This is a genomic window from Streptomyces sp. NBC_00440, from assembly GCF_036014215.1.
Taxonomy (GTDB): Bacteria; Actinomycetota; Actinomycetes; order Streptomycetales; family Streptomycetaceae; genus Streptomyces.
Window position 1 is genome coordinate 2,574,474 of the sequence record NZ_CP107921.1, and the last position, 23,041, is coordinate 2,597,514.

Sequence of the window (23,041 nt, forward strand, 5' to 3'; positions counted from 1 at the left end):
CGTTGTCGTCAAGGAGCCCGTCAGATGGCCAACTTCTCCAAGTCCAACGTGCCGCAATTCTCCGTCGACGTGTACCAGAACGAGTTCCTGCCGGAGGGCGGGCGCGAGGTGAACGCGATCGTCACGGTCACCTCGACCGGGGGCGGAACCAGCGGCTCCGCACTCACCGGTGCGAGCTCCGGACCTGCACCGCTGCCGGGACAGGCGCCGGCTGCCGCAGTGGTGATCATGGTGGACTGCTCGGGTTCGATGGACTACCCGCCGACGAAGATGCGCAACGCACGGGAGGCGACGGCGGCGGCGATCGGCGCACTGCGGGACGGCACCGCGTTCTCCGTGGTGGCGGGCACCCATGTGGCGAAGGACATCTACCCGGGCAACGGCCGGCTCGCCATCGCCGACCCGGCGACGCGCGCCCAGGCCAGGGAGGCGCTGCGCAAGCTGAGCGCCGGCGGGGGTACGGCGATCGGCACCTGGCTGCGCCTCGCCGACCGGCTGCTCAACACCGCGGACGAGGCGGGCGGCGGCGTACCGCAGATCCGGCACGGCATCCTGCTGACCGACGGCCGCAACGAACATGAGGCGCCGGAGGATCTGCGGGCTTCGCTGGATGCCGCGGCGGGCCGGTTCACCTGTGACGCGCGCGGGGTCGGTACGGACTGGGAGGTCAAGGAGGTCACCGGTATCGCGTCGGCGCTGCTCGGCACGGCCGACATCGTGGCCGACCCCTCAGGTCTTTCAGCGGACTTCACCCAGATGATGGAGAACGCGATGGGCAAGGAGGTCGCCGACGTCGCGCTGCGGCTCTGGACGCCGGTCGGCGTGGAGATCAAGTACGTCAAGCAAGTGGCGCCCAGCGTCGAGCAGTTGACGGATCGTCGTACCGAAGTCGGCCCACGCGCAGGGGACTACCCGACCGGCTCGTGGGGGGACGAGTCGCGCGACTACCACGTGTGCGTCCAGGTACCGCAGGCGGGTATCGGACAGGAGATGCTCGCCGCCCGGGTCTCGCTCGTCCTGCCCGACCCCTCGGGGGGTGCGCCGCAGACGCTTTCACAGGGCCTGGTGCGCGCGGTGTGGACGGACGACATGACCGCCTCGACCTCGATCAACCCGCAGGTCGCGCACTACACGGGCCAGGCCGAACTGGCACAGGTCATCCAACAAGGCCTGGATGCCCGCAAGTCGGGCAATCTGGACGGAGCGACGGCGAAGCTCGGCCGCGCTGTCCAGCTTGCGGCGGCGTCGGGGAACGCGGACACTGCGAAACTGCTCGCGAAGGTGGTGGACGTCGTCGACGAAGCGACCGGTACTGTGCGACTGAAGGCAAAGGTGGCGGAGGCGGACGAGATGACCCTCGAAACCCGCTCCACCAAGACAGTTCGCGTCAAGAAGTAATAGAAAAAGCACCATAAGCAGCAGAAGTGACGTTTTGCGGCCTTCGGGCCGGATGAGGAGAGGGGGAAACGACTCCATGCCGACCTGCCCGAACGGACACCAGTCGGGATCCGACGACTGGTGCGAGGTCTGCGGCCATCGCATGGGCGCCGTGCCGCCGCCTCCCCCGCCGCCCCCGCCGTACGCAGGCGGCGGCGCGCCCCAGCAGCCCCCGCCGGGCCGCAACCCGGCGGCCGGTTACGGCTACCCGCCGGAGGCCACCGCCCAGGCGGAGATCTGCCCGCAGTGCCGTACACCGCGCGAGGCCGGGGCGCCGTTCTGCGAGGAGTGCCGCTGGAACTTCCTCACCAACACCGCGACCTCGTACACGCCGGTGGCCCCGAATCTGCCGCCGGGACTCCAGTCCCAGCAGCAGCCGCCCAGGCCGCCGGACGCGTTCGACTACCAGAGCTCTCGGCCCTCGCAGATCAACCGTCCCGCCGAGCCGCTGTCGAACTCCCCGAGCGGCCGGCCGGTCCCGCCGCCTCCGCCGCCGCCCCCGGCGTACCAGCAGCAGTCCGCTCCGCCGCCGCCCTCGTTCGCGCAGCCGCCGAGAGCCCCGCAGGCCCCGCAGCCTGCCGAGCAGCCGAACGCGGACGACTGGCTGCTCCCGCCGCCGTCCCAGGCCCAGCCGCAGGGACCGGGCCGGCCCGACTCCGGACAGCCACAAGGACCGGGCGGGCAAGGACCGGGCCAGCAGGGCCCCGGCCGGCAGGCGCCCCCGCAGCACCAGCCGCCGCAGCAGTTTCAGCCGCCCCATTCCCAGCCTCCGCAGCAGTCCCAACCGCCCCAGTCCCAACCGCCTCAGTCCCAACCGCCTCAGTCCCAGCCCCCGCAGCCGCACCACCAGCAGCAGCAGGGACCAGGCCAGCAGGCGCCCGGCCGGCCGAGTCACCCGGGTCAGCCCGGTCAGCAGGCCCCGGAGGCCCAGGCCCCGGCGGGCTGGTCGGCCACGATCGGCCCCGACCGTGAGTACTTCATGGCGATGATGCAGCGCAGCGGCCCCGAGGCCACCGGGCTCAATCTGCCTGCCTACTCCCCCGAGCAGCGCCTTCCGCTCACCGGGAACCAGATCACCATCGGCCGCCGCAGACACTCCACGGGCGAGTCACCCGACATCGACCTGTCGGTGCCGCCCGAGGACCCGGGGGTGTCGCACCAGCACGCGGTCCTGGTCCAGCAGCCCGACGGATCCTGGGCGGTGGTCGACCAGAACTCGACCAACGGCACCACCGTCAACGGCGGCGAGGACCCGATCCAGCCCTACGTGCCGATCCCGCTCGAAGAGGGCGACCGGGTGCACGTCGGCGCCTGGACGACCATCAGGATCCACCGGGGGCAGTAGCCACCGGACGGTGAGCCGGGGGAACGAGCGGCCATGCGTACGGCCCTTCGGGGTCGTCCAGCCAGGCCCACTCGTGCTCCCCGCTCACCGTCACCCCGAACCGTTCCCGCTGCGGACGCCCCTCGCGCTCCCACAGGGAGTACGCCTCGACCGGATCGAGGCTGCCGCTCGTCAGGGTGAGCACGAAGCGGAACAGCGCGTCGTTCAGCACGCTGGGCGGCAGCCCGCCGCTGCGCAGCACCGGTTCGGCCCCCTCCGCACCACGCAGCGGTACGAAGTAGGCGGGCGTCTCCAGGAACCGCCCCTGCGCATGTCGCTCGTCCCGCACCCGCAGCACGATCAGCCCGGTCGCGAGCGGGGCGAGGATCCGCGCCCCCGGCCGGCACTGCGCGAGCCAGGCCCGCGGTACGGAGGGGAGCGCACACGTCACGATGATCGCGTCGAAGGGCGCCCGCGCGGGGCAGCCCAGCGCGCCGTCCCCGGTGACGACGGCGGGGGCGTAACCGGCGGCCGACAGATGGCTGCGCGCCGACTCGGTGATCTCCGGGTCGATGTCGACGGTCGTGACCAGGGAGTCGCCCAGCCGGTGGGCCAGCAGAGCCGCGTTGTACCCGCTGCCCGCCCCGATCTCCAGTACGGCGTCACCGTCCCGCAGTCCGAGACCATCCAGCATCCGCGCCATCAGCGACGGCTGGCTGCTGGACGAGATCAGCTCGCCGTCCCGGATCCGGGTGGCCAGCGGCTGGTCGGTGTAGACGCCCTCCAGCCAGCGCCTGCGCCGCACGAGGTCCGGGTCCTCGCCCCACAGCCGCGCACGCCGCCCCACCCCGTCCACGAAGTAGTAGGGCACAAAGAGATGCCTCGGCACCTCGGCGAACGCGTCACGCCAGGCCGGATCCGCCAGTGCGCCGCTCTCCGCGATCTCCCGCACCAGCGCCGCCCGCAATGCCTGGTCTGCGCCCATATCTCCACTCTGCTGCGTCCGCCGTCCCGGGGCGAACGCGACACGGCCGACCGGACAATGGCCCACGTTCCGGCCCACGTCCGGCCCGCGTCCGCCGCCCCGGGACGGCGGACACGGTCCTCAGCCCGCGGTGATCCGGAGGATGCCGGTGACGGTGCCCTGCAGATAGGCGCCGTCCGGAGCCACGGTGCCGGCCATTTGCAGGGTGTCGTACAGGGCGCCGATACCCACCAGCTTGCTGCGGAGGATCCTTCCGGTGGACGGGTCGATCTCCGCGTACCGGTAGGGGTCGAGCAGGCTGGTCCCCGTGGTACCGGGAATGACCGGGTCGCGCAGCACCGTGTGCAGTCTCCCGTCCGCTGTGGAGAGTTTCGGTACGGCTGCCGAGCGCACCGTGTTGTCCCAGACCAGGTCGCAGCCCGAGCCGTCGGGCCGGACGTCCACCCGGCTGAGTCCGCCGGCGAAGGGTGCGGAGGCGGGCACGCTGTCGCCCGCGCCTTCGGGCACGGCGGGGTAGGGGTAGCCGTAGGTGCCCGCGACGAAGACGCTCCGGCCCGCCCCGATCGGGGAGTTCTCGCTGCCGGGCCCGTGGGAGGCGAGCAGCACGGGGACCGAGCAGATGCTCTCGCCGGTCGATGTGCGGTAGACCTTCAGGGCCACCGATGAGTCCGCGTTGTCGACGATCGTCACGTAGTCCGTACCGTCGGTGGGCCCGAAGAAGGTGGGGGTGGAGCCGCTGCCCCAGCTCAGCATGCCGGGCTTGCGCGCCTGCCCCCGGTCGTACGCCTGGCGCCAGGCGACCCGCGGGGTGCCGTCGGCGGCTGCGGTGAGCAGGTAGGTGGCGTGGGTGCTGGTCACGGCGGTGCCCTGCGGCGCGGTCGAGATGCTGTTGGCGATCCGCTCGCCGGCGGGGAGCTTCATGGACCGCACGGTCGCGGTGGTGTCGTCCGCAGCGCCGACCACACCGTCACCGGTGGCGAACCAGACGCGCCCCTGCCAGTCCGGCGAGAGCCCGGTGACGGCGTCGTCCGCGGGCACGGCCGAGGCGAGCGAGAGGCTCTTGTCGATGGTCAGCCGCCATGCGCCGGCGGCGTCACGGTGGTGGCCGATGCGCAGCAGCGAGCGGCTGCCGTCGACGACGACGAGCCGGTTCCAGTGGTCGATGTAGGCGTACACGCCGCCGAGCAATGAGCCCTTGGTGAGTCTGAGCGAGGTGAGGGAGGCGCCGGTGTGCGGATCGAGGAGATGGACGGTGGGCACCTGGCCCAGGATGGGTGTGCACAGCGCCACGGGGTAGCCGTCGGACCCGACCAGGACGGTGGGGCAGGCGGACAGCAGCCCGTTCCGCTTGCTGGAGAGCTTTCCGGCCCCGGGACCGGCGAGCGGGGTGGTGTCGGAGGATCCGGTGTCGCCATGCATCGTGGCGGTCCCGGGCGGCCCCGCGTACGGGTTGGCCGGAGGTACGGGTGTGTAGGGAGCCCCCGGGGCTGCGGTACCTGCCACGGTGCCTGCCGCGGCCGGTGCCCCGAGACCGGCCACCAGCAGGGCTGCGGCGAGCAGAGCGATGGGGGGCGCGAGACGCCGGACGCCGGAGCGTCTCGCGCGGGAACGCCAGCGGGAACGCCAACGGGTCAAGGGCACGGGTGACTCCATTCGGTCGGCCCCGACGGCAGCTGACCCCGGCAGGGCGCGCGGAAGGCAGTGGCGGAGGAGGTGTCCGCGAAGCGGAGTCGTCGGCGGCAGACCGGTCCGGCCTGGGCGTGCTGATTCCGAGAGCCCTGCGGGACGGGCGGTGGCCTCTCCCCGAGGTGCTGCCATCATCGTGCGGGGTCCGGTCGGCGGACCATGCACAGAGGATGAAGAACGTGTGACAGCGGTGACAAGGGGGCTTCCGGCCCGCTTCCGGCCCGACGCGTGGCCGGATCACCAGCGCTTTACGGGGCGCGTCGACGGAGCCCGGTCGCTGACGCCCGCTGATGGCCGTCGATGGCTGCTCCACGGCCTCTGACGGAAAGAGTCCTAGGACCGCAGACCTCCGCCGCCCCGTCTGCGACCATGGAGGGGTGACAGAGATCCCGCGCGGCACGCTTCAGGAGCAGACCTTCTACGAGCAGGTCGGCGGCGAGGAGACCTTCCGGCGACTGGTCCACCACTTCTACCAGGGCGTCGCGGGAGATCCCCTGCTGCGGCCGATGTATCCGGAGGAGGACCTCGGCCCCGCCGAGGAGCGGCTCGCCCTCTTCCTGATGCAGTACTGGGGCGGCCCCCGCACCTACAGCGACAACCGCGGCCACCCCCGGCTGCGGATGCGGCACTCCCCTTTCCAGGTGGACCGTGCCGCCCATGACGCCTGGCTGAAGCACATGCGGGCGGCGGTCGACGAACTGGGTCTGGCCGAGGAGCACGAGCAGCAGCTCTGGAAGTACCTGACCTACGCGGCGGCGTCCATGGTGAACACCGACGGCTGACGTGGCCTCAGCCCTCGGGCGCCGCGGGAGCCACACCCAGGGCCTGTCCGTAACGAAAAGCCCCTAGGCGGGGGTGACGCTCAGCCCGCCCAATGCGGATGCCGCACGAACGACGGTCGAGCCGTACGGGGTGCGCAGCCGGAGCCAGGAGCCGGCGCCGAGCAGCGTGTACGGGCCGGGGTGGCCGGCTCCGGTGCCGTCGGAAAGGTCGGGGACGGTCACCCGGACCGGGCGCAGGAAGCCGAGCGACTGGGCGGCGTGTGCCGCGCGGACCGGGAGGGCGGTGTCGCCGACCGGCCGGGTCCAGATCTCCCGCCCGATCCGGTCGAGTTCGGCACGGGTGCGCCGGTCGGCCGGCAACTCCTCGGTGCGTGCCCGGAATTCGGCGACGACAGCCGCGACCGCGGAGTGCAGGGCCTCGGGCGACGGCAGCCCCGGCAGCTGCCGCCAGCCGCTGCGGGGCGGCAGCAGACCGGCCCACGGCGGGCCGGTGACAGCGGCGGGGACGGTGGCAGTGGCGCCCTGCTCGTCGATGGATTCGAGCAGTTCACCCGCGGAGACGGTGATGTCCAGTTCGACCGGGGCGGCCAGCCGCGCCGACCGGACGGCCAGCACCTCGAACGAGGGCGGCCGCCCGAAGACGGCCAGGCTCTGTTCCGTACCGCCGTCGGCGCGTGCCTGCAACCGCACCGCCGCCGCGCGGTCGTAGTGGATCAGCCGGGCCAGGAAGGCGGCGAGATCGGCCGCCTCCCCGGCGTCGGCGAAGGCCGGCCGGACCGGGAGCCCCGTCATGCGGCGAGCACTCCCGGCTGGTCCAGATACTCCTGGAGGAAGGACTTCTCCTCGGCGGTGATCCGCCGCGGCCGCTGCGCCTCCAGGTCGTACGGGACGACGACCGTCGAGGCCCGTACGTACACCTGGTCCTCGTCCTTCACCTCGTAGGCGATGGTCAGCGACGCGGCGCTGATCTTCGTCACCCAGGACTCGACGGTGACCGGCGCGTGCCGGTGCACCAGCGGGCGCACGTAGTCGATCTCGTGCCGGGCCACGACGGACCCGCCGGAGAACGACGGCGAACCGTCCCCCGGCGCCAGCCGGAACATGAAGTCGATCCGCGCCTCTTCCAGATACCGCAGGAAGACCACGTTGTTGACGTGCCCGAAGGCGTCCATGTCCGACCAGCGCAGGGGGCAGGAGTAGATGTGCCGCACGGTCAGCCTCGCGTCAGCTTCTTGTACGTGGCACGGTGCGGGCGGGCCGCATCGGCACCCAGGCGCTCGATCTTGTTCTTCTCGTACGACTCGAAGTTGCCCTCGAACCAGTACCACCGGGAGTCGCCCTCGTACGCCAGGATGTGCGTGGCGACGCGGTCGAGGAACCAGCGGTCGTGGGAGATGACCACGGCCGCACCGGGGAATTCGAGCAGCGCGTTCTCCAGCGAGGAGAGCGTCTCGACGTCCAGGTCGTTGGTGGGCTCGTCGAGGAGAAGCAGGTTGCCGCCCTCCTTGAGCGTCAGCGCCAGGTTGAGGCGGTTGCGCTCACCACCGGAGAGGACACCGGCCGGCTTCTGCTGGTCCGGGCCCTTGAAGCCGAACGCGGAGACGTACGCCCGCGAAGGCATCTCGACCTGGCCGACGTTGATGTAGTCCAGCTCGTCCGACACGACCGCCCAGAGGGTCTTCTTGGGGTCGATGTTGGCGCGGCTCTGGTCGACGTAGGAGATCTTGACCGTGTCGCCGACCTTGATGGCGCCGGTGTCCGGCGTCTCCAGGCCCTGGATCATCTTGAACAGCGTGGTCTTGCCTGCGCCGTTGGGGCCGATGACACCGACGATGCCGTTGCGCGGCAGCGTGAAGGACAGGTCGTCGATGAGGACCTTGTCGCCGAAGGCCTTCGAGAGGTTCTCGACCTCGACGACGATGGAACCGAGCCGCGGGCCCGGCGGGATCTGGATCTCCTCGAAGTCCAGCTTCCGCATCTTGTCCGCCTCGGCAGCCATCTCCTCGTAACGGGCGAGGCGGGCCTTGGACTTGGTCTGGCGGCCCTTGGCGTTGGAGCGGACCCACTCCAGCTCTTCCCTGAGCCGCTTGGCGCGCTTCTCGTCCTTGCGGCCCTCGACCTTGAGGCGGGCGGCCTTCTTGTCGAGGTACGTGGAGTAGTTGCCCTCGTAGGGCAGCGCGCGGCCGCGGTCGAGCTCAAGGATCCACTCGGCGACGTTGTTCAGGAAGTACCGGTCGTGAGTAACGGCCACCACGGCACCCGGGTACTTCGAGAGGTGCTGCTCCAGCCAGTTCACCGACTCGGCGTCCAGGTGGTTGGTGGGCTCGTCGAGGAGCAGCAGGTCGGGCGCCTCGATCAGCAGCTTGCAGAGCGCGACGCGGCGCTTCTCACCGCCGGAGAGGTTCACCACGGGCCAGTCGCCGGGCGGGCAGCCCAGGGCGTCCATGGCCTGCTCCAACTGGGCGTCGAGGTCCCAGGCGTTGGCGTGGTCCAGGTCCTCCTGGAGCTTGCCCATCTCGTCCATGAGCGCGTCGGTGTAGTCGGTCGCCATCAGCTCCGCGACCTCGTTGAAGCGCTTGAGCTTGCCCATGATCTCGGCGGCGCCGTCCTGCACGTTCTCCAGGACGGTCTTCGACTCGTCCAGCTCCGGCTCCTGCATGAGGATGCCGACGCTGAATCCGGGCGAGATGTACGCCTCGCCGTTGGAGGGCTGCTCAAGGCCCGCCATGATCTTCAGAACCGTGGACTTACCGGCACCGTTGGGGCCCACGACACCGATCTTCGCGCCGGGCAGGAAGTTCAGGGTGACGTCGTCGAGAATCACCTTGTCGCCGTGCGCCTTGCGCGTCTTGCGCATGGTGTAGATGAACTCAGCCAAGAGAAACCGTCCGGCATTAGATGTGTGGGCAGATACACCCCATCTTGCCTGACGGCCACCGCTGGGCGGAAACCCGTATCACCGGTTGGCTCTGACCTGGGATTTCACTGTGAGGCCCGTGGTAGGGGCCGTGTACGTCAGCGGGCCCGGGGGGGGACATCAGCGGGTCCGGGGGCATCAGCGTGACCGTGGCGAGGTGGCAACCCAGGCCGGGGAACGGCCCAGCGCCGTCAGGATCCGGTCCAGTGTGCTCGCATCGCCTCCCGTGGCCAGTGACGGACGGAAGGCGCTGCCGGGGGCGAGACGGTGGTCGCCCTGCGGCACGGCCTCGGCGATCGGGAGCGCGGCTCGCAGCACGTCGGGGCCTGGGCGGAACGGCAGGTCCAGTGTCCGGGCGACGTCCCAGCCATGGACGACGTAGTCGATGAGATGGAAGCCGAGCACCTGGACTGCGGGGAACGTATCCGCTTCCGTGACGTCAGGGAGCACACACGCGCGGTCGGGCCGGTCCACGGCCGCGAAGGCCGCGATGACCTCCTCCGAGGCATGGCGGTAGTCAGCCGCGAAGTCTTCGCCAAGCGGGTGGTGCGACCAGTTCGCCCGGTCCTGGCCGCGCCCGAGCGCTGCTGCCGCGAACCCTCGGTGCTGGGCCGTCATGTGGACGAGCAGATCAGCCAGCGACCACTCCGAGCAGGGCGTGGACCGGGCCAGATCCCCGGGGGACACCCGGTCCACCAACGACACGCTGTCCCGCACTGCCCGCACATGGAGCTTCCTGAGGTTTTCCCAGTTTCCGAATTTAGTAGGCATACGCTTACGATCTGCGTGTGCACATGATCTGTCAAGGCGTATTTTCTTGTGCATGGCCGAGAACGAAGCCAAGAAGGCAGCCGGGAGTGCAGCCGAGAACGCTGCCGACCACGGCACCCCGTCCGGAGAGCGGCCGAGCCGCCCCGATCTGGCGGCGATGGTCGTGCCGTTGGGCCGCGCCATGGTGGCCGCGGAACAGCCGATTCTCGACGCGCACGGCCTGACCATGTGGGCCTATGCGGTACTGCTGCAGCTCGACGAAGAACCGATCCGCACCCAGAGCGCGCTGGCCGAGTCGATCGGGGCGGACAAGACCCGCATCATCGGCGTCCTCGACGGTCTGGAGACCCGTGGGCTGATCCACCGCCGGCCGGACCCCCGCGACCGGCGGGCACGGCTGCTGTCGCTCACCACCGAGGGGCAACAGCTGCGCGATGCCACGCAATCGGCCATCCAGCGGCGTGAGGAGGAGTTCCTGGCGCTGCTGCCGGCCGCGGATCGTCACGCGTTCGTCCGAGCTCTCCAGACCCTCTCGGCCCTTCCGTCCCTACCGGCCCTCTCGGAGCCGACACCGAAGAAGCCGTAGCGGGTCCGGCAGGCCGTCGGGGCCATCGGGCCGGATGCGGCCGGATGCGGCCGAATTCGTGGGAGAACTGCCGGGGCCTGAGCCCAGCGCGAAAGGTCATCGTGAAAGTTCATCGTGAAGGTTCACGGGGCGCCGAATGCGCCGAATACGCCGGCGAGCAGCGCCGGCGGACCAGCCGGCCCGGGACGGCGGGCCGGACGGACGGGACTACTGCCCGTCAGAAGGGCGGGACCACTGCCCGCCAGGAAGGCAGTCGGGAAGAAGGCAGTCAGGCAACCGGCTGCAGTTCCTGACGCACCACGATCGCGTTGAGCCGAACCGCGAACGGGGCGACATCCGAGATCTTCAGGGCACCGACACGAGCCTTGTCGAGGCCGATGGTCGCATCCACGCAGAAGGCAACGGCGTACACCCCTGCCCCGGTCTGCTCATCCTGGAGGGCGAAGAACAGGTCCCGGTAGAAGCTGGTGCGGTCCATGCCTTCCTCGTAGTACGAGAGCCCGGACTCGCCTTCCTGTGCGGCCAGCCCGGTGAAGGCGCGCACCAGCTCCTCCTCGATCGTGGCCCAGAAGGCAGCGTCGGCGAGCGCATCCGGCAGGGCCTGGCGCACGGCCTCCTTCAGGGAGAGCACGATCACCCCTATCTCGGCGTGCTCCTGGAGGCCCCAGCCGCGGACCATCTTGACGATGGCGCCGTCGGGTATGGCGGCGGCGGCCTCCCTGATGTTGTCGAAGTCGAAGTTGACGGTCGCCGGGGCGATCGCCTCCTGGAACACGCGGTCGATGGCTCGGGCCTGGTCGAGATGGTCCGAGCCCACGTCGATGACGGTCTTGAAAGTGCCGGCCATAACTCCTCCTGCGTATCGCGGTGATCTGGCGAGGGCAGTATGCCGAGCGGACTTCACGCGATGCGGCGGCGTCCCGGGGTGCGGACGACGGACGCCGGACGCCGAGGACTGCATCCCCCATGCGCTGCCCCACCGGCCGCCGACGGTACGCAGAACCGTACGCAGACGGCTCCGGTACGCCGAGGCGCACCGGAGCCGCTGTACCGCTGTGGCCGGCCCTGTCCGGTGGCCACTCATTCACTCACTTCACCGCTCGCGGTCGGGCCGCTCACGGTCCGGTCACCGGAGTAACGCTCTCCGGTGACCGGTCCGGGGGTCACTGACCCGCGGTGCCGTTCTTCCTGCGGAGCATGAAGACCGCGCCGCCACCGAGCACCACGAGGGCGATCGCGATACCGGCGATCACCGGGGTGGAGCTGGAGCTGCCGGTCTCGGCCAGGCCACCGCCGTGGGTGCCCGAGGTGCTGCCGCCGGCCGAGGCCGCGCTGGGCACCGGGGAAGGCGTGCCGCTGTGGGTGGGCGTGCTGCCGGCCGTCTTGCAGTCGAGGACGCCCTGGAAGCGCTTCTCGAAGCCGTTCGGGCCCTTGATCGTGAAGTCGTAGGCCTGGTCCTCGGCGACCGGCACGGTCACCGTCTGCGACTTGCCGGCCTCGATCGTGTGCTTCTGGCCCGCCAGCTCGAAGGTGAACGCCTCATCGCCCTTGTTGCTGGCGGTGACGTCCACGCCACCCTTGGCGCAGTCCTTCGTGGCGGAGAGGGCCGGGACGGGGCCCTTGCTGGCCCAGTTGGCCGAGGCGACCGCGCTGACCGAAGCGGTGCTGGTGCCCGCGAGGATCTGCGTCTGGCTCTTGGAGTCGCTGACAAAGGCACGGCCGATCGGCACCGCGGTCTGCGCGGTGACGTTCAGCTTGGCCGAGCCGGGCTGTGTGCCGGCCGGGACCTTGAAGAACAGCTGCGTGCCGTTGACCGCGCTGGTGACGGGCTTGCCGTCCTTGCCGACGACGGTGACACCCTGCGGCGCGTCCGGGGCGAGGGAGACCTCGGCCTTGGCGGCGTTGGTGGAGACCGTCACGGGGCCGAGCGACTCACCGGGGTGGCCCGCCACGTCGGCGGGGCCGAGCGAGAGCGACGCGGCCGGCTCGGCGACGTTGGCCGCGGTCTTCTCCAGGTATTCGGTCAGCTTCCGGCCGGCCGCGTCCTTCGGGACCGCGTCGACGTGGTCCGAGAAGTGCCAGATCGCGGCCTGGGTCGCGGCGGCGGCTGTGGCGTCGGTCAGCGTCACATTGAGGTTCGCACCGAGGGACGCGGGCGTCACCTGCGGGAAGGAGTGCTCAAGGATCCAGCGGATCTTGCCCGCGTCGTTGTTGTGCGCGAGCGAGGACTCGGCCCAAGTGACCTCGCGGTAGGAGGTGTTGGCCTGAGTGTGGTTGTGCAGGTCGATGCAGTACGTCTTGATGGACCCGCCGCCGTCGACCTTGAGCTCGAAGAGCCCGGCCGTCTCGTCGGCACCGTCGATCACGACCTTGTCCCCGACCGACACCCCGGGGTTGTCCAGGGTGGCGGTGACGCCGGAGGAGTTGGTGGGAGCGTCATCGGCAAAAGCAGGCGCGGCAGTTGCCATCGCACCACCGGCGACCAGACCCGCAGTCAGGGCCGCGGCGGCCAGCCGGGAGGTGCCCAGCCGCCGTATGCGAGAACCAGACCCCACAGAAAACGCAGAAAACGCAGAAACCGCAGAAAACACAGAATTCCCCTTCGGGCAAGGACTCTTCGCGCGATGCGCCTCATGGCGCGCGTGGGGGAAGTTCCTCGCCGGCAGACTCAAATGCCCCGTGAGTATCTGGGAATCCTAAGGACGCAGGAGCAACACAGTCTCCACACAAGGCGTCTGATAACCATTCCGAATCAGAATCGTTACCCTGAATCCCCTCCGCGACCCGACCATATCGACAAATCGCCGCCTCCCAGGGGCCGGTGGCGCCTCGGCGCCACACCGGCCCCGCTCAGGCCACCAGGTCCTTGGGGCGCTCCGTCAGAGCCGCGTCGGCCCTGGCCACACGCTTGAACGCGCTGGTCCCGCGCGTCATGTCGTGCCCCACGGCCAGCGCCTCGATGTCCGCCGAGAATCTGCGCTGTCCGTCCTTGTCCTCTTCGCGCACCTTCAACCTGCCGTGCACGACAAGTGGTTCGCCCAGGGACACGGATCCGGCCAGATTCGCGGCCAGCGACCGCCAGGACCACACGGTGTAGAAGCTGGTCGGCCCGTCGGTCCAGACCTGTTTCTGCCGGTCCCAGCGGCGTGCGGTGACCGCGAAGCGAAATCGCGCCATTCCCCCGGTCACCGAATCCCGGTATTCAGGCTGCGTCGCCACATTTCCCACCAATGTCACCAAGGTGTCGTTCATGAGCCCTTCCTTCCCTCGTCCCGCCATGGTCTGCGGGGCCGCCCCGTGACAACCCCGCCGGATGCACCCGGCTGCCACCGGATACCGATCCGGTTGCTGGTCCGGTTACCGATCCGGTTCCCATGCTGGCCCGGCGAGGCAGGTTCCGCTCGCGCCTGTGGACTACTTGCCGGTTGTGGACAACCCGTTCACCGTCACGTACTGCTCCCGCACCTCTCGGTAGCGCACCAGCTCGGCCGCGACCGGATCGAGCACCTTTGCCCTGCCGCACGCGGCGGCCGCCTCCCGCAGCCTGCGCTCCGCCTCCTGCCCGTACCGGTGCGCGGGCCCCCGTACGGCCATCCCGCACGCCCACTCCACGAGCGGGCCGCCCACGGTTCCGGCCAGCATCACCAGGACGGGCGTCAGCGGGGCGACATCGAGCACGCCCACCACCACCCCCAGCAGCCAGAGCACACCCAGAATCTGGTGCACGGTCGTCATCACCTGGGCCAGTACGGCCGCCGGCCACCATGCGGGCCGCCCCGAGCGGCCCCCCGGCTCCTGCGCGACGGTGGTCACTGCCAGCTCGTCCAGGGCCTCGGGCAGCCCATCGGCTCCGCGTGCGGCGGCCTCGCGCACCGCTTGCGCCCAGGGCGCGGGAAGCCCGTCGGCCGCCTCGTCGGCGACCGTACGCACAGCCTGCTCCACCTCCTGCCGGGCAGTCGCCTCGGTGCCCGCGGGCTCCGGGCCGGGCTCCGCCGGCACCGGCTCCGGGCCGCCGGGCACACGTGTGGACTCGTACCAGCGCCAGAGCCGCAGCCACGGCGTGCCGCACGCCTTCATCGCGTTCCGGCTCCACTCGCGCTCCGCGGCCTCGCCCGCGGCCAGGGCGCCGACCGCGTTGCCGAGCCGGTCACCGAACTCCTCACGCGACAGCTCTCCGAGCCCGGCGTGGCCCTCGGCCACGTAGACCGAACGCAGTTCGTCCGCCGCAGCGTCCACATCGGCGGACAGCCGCCGCGCCGGGGCGCCCCGTTCGCGGACGAACCGGCCGATCAGTTCCCGCAGTTCGCCCACCCCTTCACCGGTGAGCGCGGACAGTGCGAGCACCGTCGCCCCCGGCTCGCCGTGCTCGCCCAGTGCCATGCCGTCCTCGTCGAGCAGCCTCCGCAGGTCGTCGAGCACCTGGTCGGCGGCCTCGCCCGGCAGCCGGTCGATCTGGTTGAGCACCACAAAGGTGATCTCGGCGTGGCCCGCGAGCGGCTTGAGATAGCGGTCGTGGAGTGCGGCGTCCGCGTACTTCTCCGGGTCGACCACCCAGATCACCGCGTCGACCAGTTCCATCGCGCGGTCCACCTGGTCGCGGTGCGCGGTCACGGCCGAGTCGTGGTCCGGCAGGTCGATGAGGACCAGCCCGTGCAGCTCGTCGCCGGGTCCCGCACTCATCCAGGGCCTGCGGCGCAGCCGCCCCGGGATCGCGAGCCGGTCGAGCAGTCCGGCGGCGCCGTCGGTCCAACTGCAGGCGAGGGGCGCGGAGGTGGTGGGCCTGCGCACCCCGGTCTCGGAGATCGCCACCCCGGCAAGGGCGTTGAAGAGGGTCGACTTGCCACTGCCGGTCGCGCCCGCGATGGCGACGACGGTGTGCTGCGAGGAGAGCCGCTGCCGGGCCGACGCCTCGTCCAGCACCCGTCCGGCCTCGGCCAGCGTCGGGCCGTCGAGGCGCGTACGGGAGAGACCGACCAGTTCCCGCAAGGCGTCCAGCCGGGCGCGCAGTTCGGCGCCGTACGACATGGAACGCGGAAAGTCCTCGTACGACGCCGGCAGGGGGCCCAGATTGAGTTCGCGCGCGCTGCCCGGCGCGCTGTCGCCGCGGTCGGCGGCGCGTCGGGCGATGAACCCGTCGTCCCATCGGTGACCGGCCTGCCCGGGCATTTTGGCCTGACCGGCTGCCCCTGAGGGCCCTGAAAGCTCAGACAGCCCTGACAGCTCGGAGGCCCCGGACCGATCCGACTGATCGGACGGACCGGATGGACTCGGCAGACCGAACGGACCGGCGGCGGCATCCAGGGCGGTCCCCGAGGCCGCGCCGGAATCCGCATCGGAGGCTGTGTCCGAGTCGCTGGACGCCATCGCCGGGGCCGCCCCCTGCGCCGCGCCGAAGACCCCAGGAGCGGGAACTGCGTACGACTCCCGCGCCCCCTCCGGCCCTTGGCACTCCCCGGCCCCCGGCCGCTCGGGCCCCGCATCCGAACCCGGCGCAGCAGAAGCCGCACACACCCCAGCAGCCCCAGCGCCCCCAGCGGCCCTCTCAACCCCACCAGCCACACCAGCCGCATGCGTACCGACTGCCGATGTGCTGGCCTCAGCCCCGTCCGCCACCGCATCCACCTCCGCCGCTCCGGTCACCCCGGTCACGTGTGTCGTCTCGGTCGCCTCGGTCATCGCGGGCACTTCTCCTTCTGCAGTACGGACAGCGCGGCGATCAGTTCGGCCTGCGACTCGGGGCCCACGTCGAGGGCGTCCAGCGGTGCGAGCCGGCGGTCGCGCTCCGCGCCGAGCACGTCGTCGATGTACGTGCTGACCAGCTCGGCGCCCTTGTCGCGCAGCCTCAGCGCCCTCTGCGCGCCGATCCGTTCGGCCAGCCGCTCCCCCGCCTTGCGCGTCCGGCGCCCGCCCAGCAGCGCGGCGGCCAGCAGCGCGGCGACCGCCTCGGGTTCCGGCGCGGCCGAGCGCTCCAGCCCGCCCACCTCTTCCTCGGCCAGCTCCTCCAGGACCCGCCGCCAGCGCCGCACGGCGAGGCCGACCCGCTCGCCGGCCTCCGCCGCCTCCGTCTCAAGACCGGCTGCCGCGGGCTCGCGCCCCCAGCTCTCGCGGACCCGTTCGTCTGCGGCGGCCACCGCGCACTGGAGCAGTACCGCCAGGCTCTCCGAGAGCGCGTCGAGCAGTTCGCCCGACGAACTGTCCAACGGATAGCCGCGCCACCGGGTCCTGGCGTCTCCGGCCAGCACGGCGCCCGCCTTGAGGCGTGCTCGTACGCGCTTGCCCTCACCCGCGTACGCCTCCTCGACGGTGCCGGTGAGCCGTACCGCTGCGGAGTACTGCATGGCGACGGCGGCAGCCAGTTCGGGCATCCGCGCACCCAGCGAATCGATCACCCCGGTCGCCGTGCGGTCGAGGGACTGCTGTCGGGCCGCCGGGTCCTGCGCGTGCTGGGTCAGCCATGCGCGCAGCGGTGCGACGGCGGTGGTGGGCAGCAGTCCGCTGCCGCCGCCCGCCGACTCGGGCAGTTCGGGGATCGTGAAGCGCGGCGCGTCCCCGAGCCCGGCCCGGGTGAGCAGCGCGCCGTACTGCCGTGACACCTCTCCGACGACCTGGTGGGGCACCCGGTCGAGGACGGTGACGAGTGTCGCGTTGTACTCCTTCGCGGTACGCAGCAGATGCCAGGGCACGGCGTCCGCGTACCGGGACGCGGTGGTCACCATGACCCACACGTCGGCGGCGCAGATCAACTCGGCGGCCAGCGCCCGGTTGCCCGCGACGAGCGAGTCGATGTCGGGGGCGTCGAGCAGGGCGAGCCCGCGCGGCAGGTTCGCCGCCACTTCGACCCGCAGCGCACCGCTGGTGGCCGCGTGCGGCTCCGGGGGCCCGTCGTCGCCGGTGTCGTCCTGCTGCGGAAGCCATACGCGGGTGAGGCGCGGCAGCACGCGCAGCCCCGAGAACCAGTGATGGTCGTCGGGGTGGCAGACCAGGACCGGTGTCCGTGTGGTGGGCCGCAGCACTCCGGCCTCGCTGACCCGGCGTCCGACCAGCGAATTGACGAGCGTGGACTTCCCCGCACCGGTCGACCCGCCGATCACGGCGAGCAGGGGTGCATCCGGAGCTCTGAGCCGGGGCACCAGGTAGTCGTCGAGCTGCGCGAGCAATTCGGTCCGCGTCCGGCGGGCGCGCGGTGCGCCTGGCAACGGGAGCGGAAGGCGCACGGCGCCGACTCGGTCACGCAGGGCGGAGAGTGCGTCGATCAGCTGAGGCCGTACATCCAAGGTCACCACATGCGAAGAATGCCCAATTTCATTGGCTTTTTGAAGCGTATAGCCACTTGTGCGCGCCAATAGGGGGCGATCAGGGCCGTTCGGACACCCGGACCACTCGGGACGAGTGGGACGCAGGCATAACGACTGCACAACACCCGGGATCCGAGGAGCCAAAAGCGGTGCGCGATCCGCACCCGCCTGCGATTATCAGTTCGCTTCACTGAACCTCCACATCGTGCCACGGAGGTGAAGCAACGGGGAGCAGGTGAATGGAGCCCTATCCTGGTCCCTGGCAAGGTCACGCACCCGTACAACCGGGGCTCCAGGCCGCCGAGGCCACGATCCGGCCCCCGTAGCTCAGTGGATAGAGCAGGCGCCTTCTAAGCGCTTGGCCGCAGGTTCGAGTCCTGCCGGGGGCACTCTCGCCGCACCGCGGCCGGGCCCTCCCACCGGGAGGGCCTTTTTTCAGGTCTGGGGAACGTAGCGAGAACGACGTAGTGACGGCGTAAGGACCCCGGGCGGCCCTGAACCGGGAGGCGCGGGATCTGCGGACATCGACCGCACGCCGCGAGCCGGGCGCGGCCCGCGTCGGCGAGGACGACGGCGGAGGCCCACCGGGTCGGCGGGCTCGACGTCACGGGTCACCCCCGCGCTTGTCCCGGCGGGGCCTCGCGGCGAGCGGGCGGCCGGAACCGATGGCACGGACGCCGGGACGGGCGAACAGGGGCCCCGATGGGCACAGCCCGTGAACCCTGCAATCCCAGGCCTACGATCCCGACACCTTGACCTGCCGCGAGGACAGCGCCGGCCCCGGCACACGATCAACCATCACCGGCCCGAGCGCGAGTCCGGTCGTGCTGCCTGCCGAGCACCGGCGCTCCTGACAGCGTGACCGCCCTTGTCTGGCCTCACAGCCGGGCAGGGGTAATTTCGTGCGTCCGGGGCCGGTCAGCCCTTCGCCTCACCAAGGGCCTTACGCAGCCAATCCAACGGCCCCTGACTGAGCAGTTCATCCGCCAGGCGGCAGGCCGTCTCCGTTACCAGCCGACCGCGGCTGTTGTCGATCCACCGCTGTGCGTTCTCATAGCCCTGCGCGCGGTACTCGATGCCCTGGAGCATGCACTCCAGCTTGTCCGCATCCCTGGCACAGATCGCCTCGGCGGTCTCCTTCGCCTCGTACTCCCCGACCAGTTCGCGGACGGTCTCGGCCAGCACCTCGGGCATACCGGCGGTCTGGTCTGCGGTCACCTCCCGCGGGTCCGCACCGGAGGAGTATTTCTTCCCGAGGTGGTTGACGTCCCCCGTGCGGGACTCCTGCGAGTCGTGCCACACCGCAAGGAACGCCGCCCGCGCAGGATCAGTGCCCTCCAGCTTCGCGATGACCGAGGCAATGAGCGACGTGCGCCAGGAGTGATCAGCGACGCTTTCCGGGTCACGTACGCCGGCCATCCACCACCCTGTACGCCGGGCCTGCTTCAGAGTCCCCGTCTCGTACAGGAAGTGCGCTACCGCGGACAGATCGTCAGCCACGTCTGGCTCCTCTTATGCCTCTGCGAGGCGCATCGCATACCGAATGCCGTCCAGCTCCCCGCGCGTCCGCGCTGTCAGCTCCTGCGTATCCAACATCACGGGCAGCTGCGCGCGCAGGCTACGTACCGATGCCGATCCGGAGCGCAGCAGGGCAGGCCGGGCCGCGAGCAGCGCCCACAAGGTGTGAACGTTGAGGTCAAAGAACCCATGCTCGGGTGTCAGCCCACGGATCAGGTGCTCCATCAGTCGGTCGCCATGCCAAGGGCCAGGCGTGGGCGCGCCGATGAAGTCGTCGGACAGGTGAATGTGCTGGGACTCGCCGATCCAGTACGCCAGTAATTCAGGTTGGCGGTTTCGCCGGCGTCGTCGTCGGTCAGGGTGTTCTTGATGAAGTGGCCCATACGGTCCCGGTCACCCTGGCGTGCCGCGACGGCGGCCGCGGAGCGGGAATTGAGCCAGGACGTCAGCCAGTCGCTGGGGCGCTCGGTGCGCTGCTGGCGAGCGAGCCATTCCGGAGTGTCGGGATCCGCATCGTATCCGGCGAGATAGAGGGCCTGCCTGCGGAGCAGGAAATCACCAGGCCCGCGGGCCTGCTCTGCTGTGGTGCGCATCTGCAAGAAGAACCGTTGCCGTTCGCCGGCTGAAAGTTCCGGGCCGGCGGGGACAGGCCCGTGTCGGCGTCGTGGCGGCAGAGGCAGGCGGCGTAGAGGTGTCGGTGGCACGTTGTTGAGGGGGCCAGGCGAGGACCTCGACGAGGTCGCGTTGCATGACCCATGCGCCGAGGGGGCTCGCGCCGGTCGAGGCGCTGTCCTCAAGGACGCCGGCGAGGAGGACATCAGCCTCTATGGCCCGCTCCAGCGTGAGGAGGAGGGCAGGAGGCGCGCCGAGCCGCATGAAGCCGTGGCGGTGGACGAGCATCTGGCCACCCGGGATCGCGGTAAGTGCCCGTCTGCCGGACTCCCATCCCGCGATGGTGTCGGCAGAGATCACGAATCGGTCTGCGAGTTCGTCCTGGGTGAGTCCGAGCTGTTCGCGGATGAGGCGGAACACGTACCCGGAGACGACACCTCCGCGGGGCGCGGGGCGGAACCCCGACCGGCGGTCGGGGTAGTTGGTGGTCTGCTCGGCATGGTGCCCCCATTGCCCGTAGCCCGCGAGTGAATACCCGTACCCGCGGTCACTTCAGCCGATGATCTCTGCTCCCTACCGTGATGAGCGCAGTAATGAGCAGGCAACTCAGCGTAGTAGAAGGGGTGTCATAGTGGATATCGGAGCGTCAACGGGTGGGCCCGGCCGCATTCAGGCTGTGATCGACACGGGAGCGGGGCGCGTGGACGCCGCATACCAGGAGTTCCTCGGCCACGCCCAGAGCTGCCCCGGCTCGTGCCGGATCGGCGTGAACTGCGTGACGGCCATCGGGCTGCAGCACGCGTGGCGTGACTCGAAGAACGAGGCGCTCTCGTGATCTGCGCGAGTTGCGACCGGCCGATCCTGCCAGGCGAGCCGGCTCAGGAGTACGAGATCAGCAGCGGCACTGGCGCGGTCGCGGCGGTCCGCCTGCACGTCGTGTGCCCGGTTCGCGTCCTGCCGGTGCGCCGCTACTGCCCATGAATTCCCGCCCCGGCCAGATCTCTTGGCGGAGCCACCGGCCGGGGCGGGCCCAATCCCCATCCGGACTCACCAGAGGAGATCAGCCGTGAGCGTACCCCCAACCCCCGGCCCCGACCCGTCCCCGATCCCCGTCATCGCCCGCGCACTCATCACCGACGCGCTGTTCACCAGTTGCCGCCAGACCGTCATGGACGCCAACCGGGCCATGGCCCAGGACACGGCCGGAAGAGGCCCTGAAGTTCATGGCCGCGTGCTCCCGGCGCCCCGGCGTCAGCCTGGCGCCGTCGCGGATCGTGGACGAGGGATGGCACGCCCTGATCCTGCACACCGCCCTGTACGCAGAACTGTGCGCGACACTCGGCGGCGCATTCGTCCACCACTTCCCGGGGTACGACCCGACGAATTACGACCCGAAGATCTTGGACCGGACCCACGAGGCCATCGCCGGCCTCGGGTACACGGTGGACCCGGAGCTCTGGAGCCCACCGACCGATGAACTGCTGGTGTCCGTATCCGCGAAGTGCCAGCACTCACCGGACTGCACGATCGTTGTGCAGCCCAAGCCCAAGGGCTGATCGGTAGCCTGCGAGAAGAAGGGAAGCCACATGGAATGGACCGATCCCCGGTACGCGGAACTGGTAGCAGCGTGGGAAGCCACACAGCAACCGGACTCAAGAGACCCGGAACCCCGGCCCGCGCGGGCGTTCTTCTACCCGCCCGCCCCGGACGCCACGAAGGACTGAGCATCCAGCCCGAGTAGCGGACAGCCCGTTTTTGCAGGCCCAACGCCGCCTGAGCCGCCCCGACCGTCCGTCGCCCCCGTGCGGGCGGCCGGGGCATCCACTGGCGTAGACCCACAACCCGTCGTTCACCAGAGCGGCCCGCGCCATCTGATTGCTGTACGAGACACGTGCTTCATTGTCGGTAACGGCTTCCTGATCGGCATACCTGCCAGGGGAAGCCAGCCCCAATCGGCTTCCTCCCCTCGGCGGGGCGCAATTGGCATCTCGACCGCTGATCCCGGCGGCCCGCCATCAGCTGCTTCCACCTCCCAGCTGTCACTCACCGCGCAAGGAGCTTCGCCATGCGCTTCCGCAAGATTCACGGGGCAGGAAACGACTTCCATCCTCCGCCCCGGCGACAAGGTCATCGTGAAGGCATCACGCTCAGGCAAGCTCTGGCAGGTCGCCCAACGCCTCACGGGGCAAGCTGTCACCGGCTTCTGAGTCGGCCAGGACATTTTTAAAGGCTTCGGAGCTCGCAGACAATGGCGGAGGTTCATGGGGAGAAACGAGGGAGCAGGACGAACAGAAGAGCGGCGACGAACACGATCACGCCCCTTGGTAGGACATCACGCAGAAAGACCGGGCCGCCACAAGTAGGCAATGGGTTTTCCCGAGACCCCAGTCGATGCCGGGCCCAGAAGAACAAGGCGTCACTCAGCCAGCCAACAAGTGCCGCGACGACAAGCTATGACAAAACCCCCGAAGCAGATCGGCGAACAGCCCTCTGCCTCGAACGGCCATGACGATTCCAAGAAGCCCGAGGCCTCCAGTACTCAATTCAAGCAAACAGCCCAGGCCCGAAGAAGGAACTCCCGCTTGATCTGCCAGTGCGTGGCCCGCGCAATGCGCTCTCGATTACGAAGCAAATAATGCGCCGAGGGCTGCAGAATCTGAACACCAATGAAGCTATTGACCTGCTCCCCTGACACCTGGACAGGGCCATGGATGGTGCTGTTGTACACACTGTTGGACTCGTTCCGATCGCTCAACGCACCTACCTTTGAAACGAGTTGTGCTGTAAGCCCGACCCTTGCACGGCCCCAATGATCGTGTTGTTGAGGAGTGAGACGGTGGCCACGCCATCTCCCGACCCCCCTTCCGGCTCCTCCCGCACTGACGCGAGGGGGTCCGCAACAGCAACTGGATCGGCATCGATCATGCTCCGCACGTAGCCCCTCAGCTCGCGGGCAATAACTCGCTGCACCCTCTCGTCCCCACGGGCCCCAGCAACCGAGAGGTCATTGCGCATCCGGTCGAAGTGCTCGATGTCCGGCAACTGCCAACCCGGCCGTCCGTGCCGGAGCAGGCCCGCCAGCCGCGGACGCAGAGCACGTTCGTACGCGTCCGTTGCCAGTAGCCCGC

Annotated in this window: 21 protein-coding genes and 1 tRNA gene; 7 read left to right on the forward strand and 15 right to left on the reverse strand. The window is 70.1% G+C overall.

The window, feature by feature from the left end:
* Nucleotides 1-24 precede the first annotated feature (24 nt).
* Both OHB13_RS11415 and OHB13_RS11420 read left to right on the forward strand, forming a co-directional pair.
* Nucleotides 25-1,398, forward strand: a complete 1,374-nt coding sequence (locus OHB13_RS11415) for a vWA domain-containing protein (RefSeq protein WP_266856954.1) — start codon at nucleotides 25-27, stop codon at nucleotides 1,396-1,398.
* Between the two features lie 76 nt (nucleotides 1,399-1,474).
* Nucleotides 1,475-2,782, forward strand: coding sequence for an FHA domain-containing protein (locus OHB13_RS11420; protein ID WP_328376978.1), 1,308 nt, complete (start codon nucleotides 1,475-1,477; stop codon nucleotides 2,780-2,782).
* On the opposite strand, the gene OHB13_RS11425 is transcribed toward OHB13_RS11420, so the two are convergent.
* Together OHB13_RS11425 and OHB13_RS11430 are read right to left on the reverse strand one after the other, a co-directional pair.
* A complete protein-coding gene (locus OHB13_RS11425; RefSeq protein WP_328376979.1) occupies nucleotides 2,760-3,746 on the reverse strand; it encodes a methyltransferase domain-containing protein in 987 nt (328 codons plus the stop codon). The two genes, OHB13_RS11420 and OHB13_RS11425, sit on opposite strands and share 23 nt — an antisense overlap.
* 120 nt (nucleotides 3,747-3,866) lie before the next feature.
* Entirely contained in the window at nucleotides 3,867-5,312 is a 1,446-nt protein-coding gene (locus tag OHB13_RS11430; protein WP_443062993.1) for a hypothetical protein, read from the reverse strand.
* A gap of 497 nt (nucleotides 5,313-5,809) precedes the next feature.
* On the opposite strand from OHB13_RS11430, the gene OHB13_RS11435 reads away from it, so the two are divergent.
* A complete protein-coding gene (locus tag OHB13_RS11435) occupies nucleotides 5,810-6,214 on the forward strand; it encodes a globin (protein ID WP_328376980.1) in 405 nt (134 codons plus the stop codon).
* Nucleotides 6,215-6,277: 63 nt separating this feature from the next.
* On the opposite strand, the gene OHB13_RS11440 is transcribed toward OHB13_RS11435, so the two are convergent.
* The 4 genes from OHB13_RS11440 to OHB13_RS11455 all read right to left on the reverse strand — a co-directional run bounded on the left by OHB13_RS11440 (nucleotide 6,278) and on the right by OHB13_RS11455 (nucleotide 9,902).
* Nucleotides 6,278-7,006 carry a hypothetical protein gene (locus OHB13_RS11440; protein ID WP_328376981.1) on the reverse strand — a complete coding sequence of 243 codons (729 nt, stop codon included), beginning with the start codon at nucleotides 7,004-7,006 and terminating at the stop codon, nucleotides 6,278-6,280.
* Nucleotides 7,003-7,425 (reverse strand): acyl-CoA thioesterase, encoded by a 423-nt coding sequence (locus OHB13_RS11445; protein WP_266856946.1) that lies wholly within the window; start codon nucleotides 7,423-7,425, stop codon nucleotides 7,003-7,005. The genes OHB13_RS11440 and OHB13_RS11445 overlap by 4 nt, the downstream gene beginning before the upstream one ends.
* Nucleotides 7,426-7,427: 2 nt before the next feature.
* Nucleotides 7,428-9,092: an energy-dependent translational throttle protein EttA gene (gene ettA / locus OHB13_RS11450; RefSeq protein ID WP_328376982.1), complete on the reverse strand. Its 1,665-nt coding sequence runs from the start codon at nucleotides 9,090-9,092 to the stop codon at nucleotides 7,428-7,430.
* Nucleotides 9,093-9,269: 177 nt separating this feature from the next.
* Entirely contained in the window at nucleotides 9,270-9,902 is a 633-nt protein-coding gene (locus tag OHB13_RS11455) for a TIGR03086 family metal-binding protein (RefSeq protein WP_328376983.1), read from the reverse strand.
* Nucleotides 9,903-9,954: 52 nt separating this feature from the next.
* On the opposite strand from OHB13_RS11455, the gene OHB13_RS11460 reads away from it, so the two are divergent.
* Complete coding sequence (locus tag OHB13_RS11460) at nucleotides 9,955-10,488, forward strand: MarR family winged helix-turn-helix transcriptional regulator (RefSeq protein ID WP_328376984.1); 534 nt, start codon at nucleotides 9,955-9,957, stop codon at nucleotides 10,486-10,488.
* A 268-nt stretch (nucleotides 10,489-10,756) separates the two neighbouring features.
* On the opposite strand, the gene OHB13_RS11465 is transcribed toward OHB13_RS11460, so the two are convergent.
* The 5 genes from OHB13_RS11465 to OHB13_RS11485 all read right to left on the reverse strand — a co-directional run bounded on the left by OHB13_RS11465 (nucleotide 10,757) and on the right by OHB13_RS11485 (nucleotide 17,762).
* A complete protein-coding gene (locus OHB13_RS11465) occupies nucleotides 10,757-11,335 on the reverse strand; it encodes a Type-2Aa cytolytic delta-endotoxin (RefSeq protein ID WP_328376985.1) in 579 nt (192 codons plus the stop codon).
* A gap of 316 nt (nucleotides 11,336-11,651) precedes the next feature.
* The gene (locus tag OHB13_RS11470; RefSeq protein WP_266856938.1) at nucleotides 11,652-12,956 is read right to left on the reverse strand and encodes a Cys-Gln thioester bond-forming surface protein; all 1,305 of its coding nucleotides are present in this window, start codon (nucleotides 12,954-12,956) and stop codon (nucleotides 11,652-11,654) included.
* Between the two features lie 382 nt (nucleotides 12,957-13,338).
* Nucleotides 13,339-13,740, reverse strand: coding sequence for a single-stranded DNA-binding protein (locus OHB13_RS11475; protein ID WP_266856937.1), 402 nt, complete (start codon nucleotides 13,738-13,740; stop codon nucleotides 13,339-13,341).
* A 162-nt stretch (nucleotides 13,741-13,902) separates the two neighbouring features.
* Nucleotides 13,903-15,654 carry a GTPase gene (locus OHB13_RS11480; RefSeq protein ID WP_328376986.1) on the reverse strand — a complete coding sequence of 584 codons (1,752 nt, stop codon included), beginning with the start codon at nucleotides 15,652-15,654 and terminating at the stop codon, nucleotides 13,903-13,905.
* 506 nt (nucleotides 15,655-16,160) lie between these two features.
* Entirely contained in the window at nucleotides 16,161-17,762 is a 1,602-nt protein-coding gene (locus OHB13_RS11485) for a dynamin family protein (protein WP_328380270.1), read from the reverse strand.
* Nucleotides 17,763-18,099: 337 nt separating this feature from the next.
* Here OHB13_RS11485 and OHB13_RS11490 point away from each other — a divergent pair.
* Nucleotides 18,100-18,172: transfer RNA gene (locus tag OHB13_RS11490), tRNA-Arg, on the forward strand.
* A gap of 529 nt (nucleotides 18,173-18,701) precedes the next feature.
* Here OHB13_RS11490 and OHB13_RS11495 read toward each other — a convergent pair.
* Genes OHB13_RS11495 through OHB13_RS11510 form a run of 4 tightly spaced genes read right to left on the reverse strand, consistent with a single transcriptional unit; the run spans nucleotide 18,702 to nucleotide 20,333 of the window.
* Nucleotides 18,702-19,283 carry an HD domain-containing protein gene (locus tag OHB13_RS11495; RefSeq protein WP_328376987.1) on the reverse strand — a complete coding sequence of 194 codons (582 nt, stop codon included), beginning with the start codon at nucleotides 19,281-19,283 and terminating at the stop codon, nucleotides 18,702-18,704.
* A gap of 12 nt (nucleotides 19,284-19,295) precedes the next feature.
* Nucleotides 19,296-19,526 (reverse strand): hypothetical protein, encoded by a 231-nt coding sequence (locus OHB13_RS11500; RefSeq protein ID WP_328376988.1) that lies wholly within the window; start codon nucleotides 19,524-19,526, stop codon nucleotides 19,296-19,298.
* Entirely contained in the window at nucleotides 19,526-19,894 is a 369-nt protein-coding gene (locus OHB13_RS11505; protein WP_328376989.1) for a hypothetical protein, read from the reverse strand. The genes OHB13_RS11500 and OHB13_RS11505 overlap by 1 nt, the downstream gene beginning before the upstream one ends.
* Nucleotides 19,857-20,333 carry a helix-turn-helix domain-containing protein gene (locus tag OHB13_RS11510; RefSeq protein ID WP_328376990.1) on the reverse strand — a complete coding sequence of 159 codons (477 nt, stop codon included), beginning with the start codon at nucleotides 20,331-20,333 and terminating at the stop codon, nucleotides 19,857-19,859. The genes OHB13_RS11505 and OHB13_RS11510 overlap by 38 nt, the downstream gene beginning before the upstream one ends.
* Before the next feature lie 280 nt (nucleotides 20,334-20,613).
* Between OHB13_RS11510 and OHB13_RS11515 the strand changes: the two genes are divergently transcribed.
* Nucleotides 20,614-20,748 carry a hypothetical protein gene (locus tag OHB13_RS11515; protein WP_328376991.1) on the forward strand — a complete coding sequence of 45 codons (135 nt, stop codon included), beginning with the start codon at nucleotides 20,614-20,616 and terminating at the stop codon, nucleotides 20,746-20,748.
* 388 nt (nucleotides 20,749-21,136) lie between these two features.
* Nucleotides 21,137-21,469, forward strand: a complete 333-nt coding sequence (locus OHB13_RS11520) for a hypothetical protein (RefSeq protein ID WP_405944608.1) — start codon at nucleotides 21,137-21,139, stop codon at nucleotides 21,467-21,469.
* Nucleotides 21,470-23,041 lie beyond the last annotated feature (1,572 nt).

Bases quoted from the DNA above. Each gene is read 5' to 3' on its own strand.
- OHB13_RS11415 (WP_266856954.1), top strand. From the start codon at position 25: ATGGCCAACTTCTCCAAGTCCAACGTGCCGCAATTCTCCGTCGACGTG.
- OHB13_RS11420 (WP_328376978.1), top strand. From the start codon at position 1,475: ATGCCGACCTGCCCGAACGGACACCAGTCGGGATCCGACGACTGGTGC.
- OHB13_RS11425 (WP_328376979.1), bottom strand. From the start codon at position 3,746: ATGGGCGCAGACCAGGCATTGCGGGCGGCGCTGGTGCGGGAGATCGCG.
- OHB13_RS11440 (WP_328376981.1), bottom strand. From the start codon at position 7,006: ATGACGGGGCTCCCGGTCCGGCCGGCCTTCGCCGACGCCGGGGAGGCG.
- OHB13_RS11455 (WP_328376983.1), bottom strand. From the start codon at position 9,902: ATGCCTACTAAATTCGGAAACTGGGAAAACCTCAGGAAGCTCCATGTG.
- OHB13_RS11460 (WP_328376984.1), top strand. From the start codon at position 9,955: ATGGCCGAGAACGAAGCCAAGAAGGCAGCCGGGAGTGCAGCCGAGAAC.
- OHB13_RS11465 (WP_328376985.1), bottom strand. From the start codon at position 11,335: ATGGCCGGCACTTTCAAGACCGTCATCGACGTGGGCTCGGACCATCTC.
- OHB13_RS11470 (WP_266856938.1), bottom strand. From the start codon at position 12,956: ATGGCAACTGCCGCGCCTGCTTTTGCCGATGACGCTCCCACCAACTCC.
- OHB13_RS11475 (WP_266856937.1), bottom strand. From the start codon at position 13,740: ATGAACGACACCTTGGTGACATTGGTGGGAAATGTGGCGACGCAGCCT.
- OHB13_RS11480 (WP_328376986.1), bottom strand. From the start codon at position 15,654: ATGCCCGGGCAGGCCGGTCACCGATGGGACGACGGGTTCATCGCCCGA.
- OHB13_RS11500 (WP_328376988.1), bottom strand. From the start codon at position 19,526: ATGGAGCACCTGATCCGTGGGCTGACACCCGAGCATGGGTTCTTTGAC.
- OHB13_RS11505 (WP_328376989.1), bottom strand. From the start codon at position 19,894: ATGCGCACCACAGCAGAGCAGGCCCGCGGGCCTGGTGATTTCCTGCTC.
- OHB13_RS11520 (WP_405944608.1), top strand. From the start codon at position 21,137: ATGGCCGCGTGCTCCCGGCGCCCCGGCGTCAGCCTGGCGCCGTCGCGG.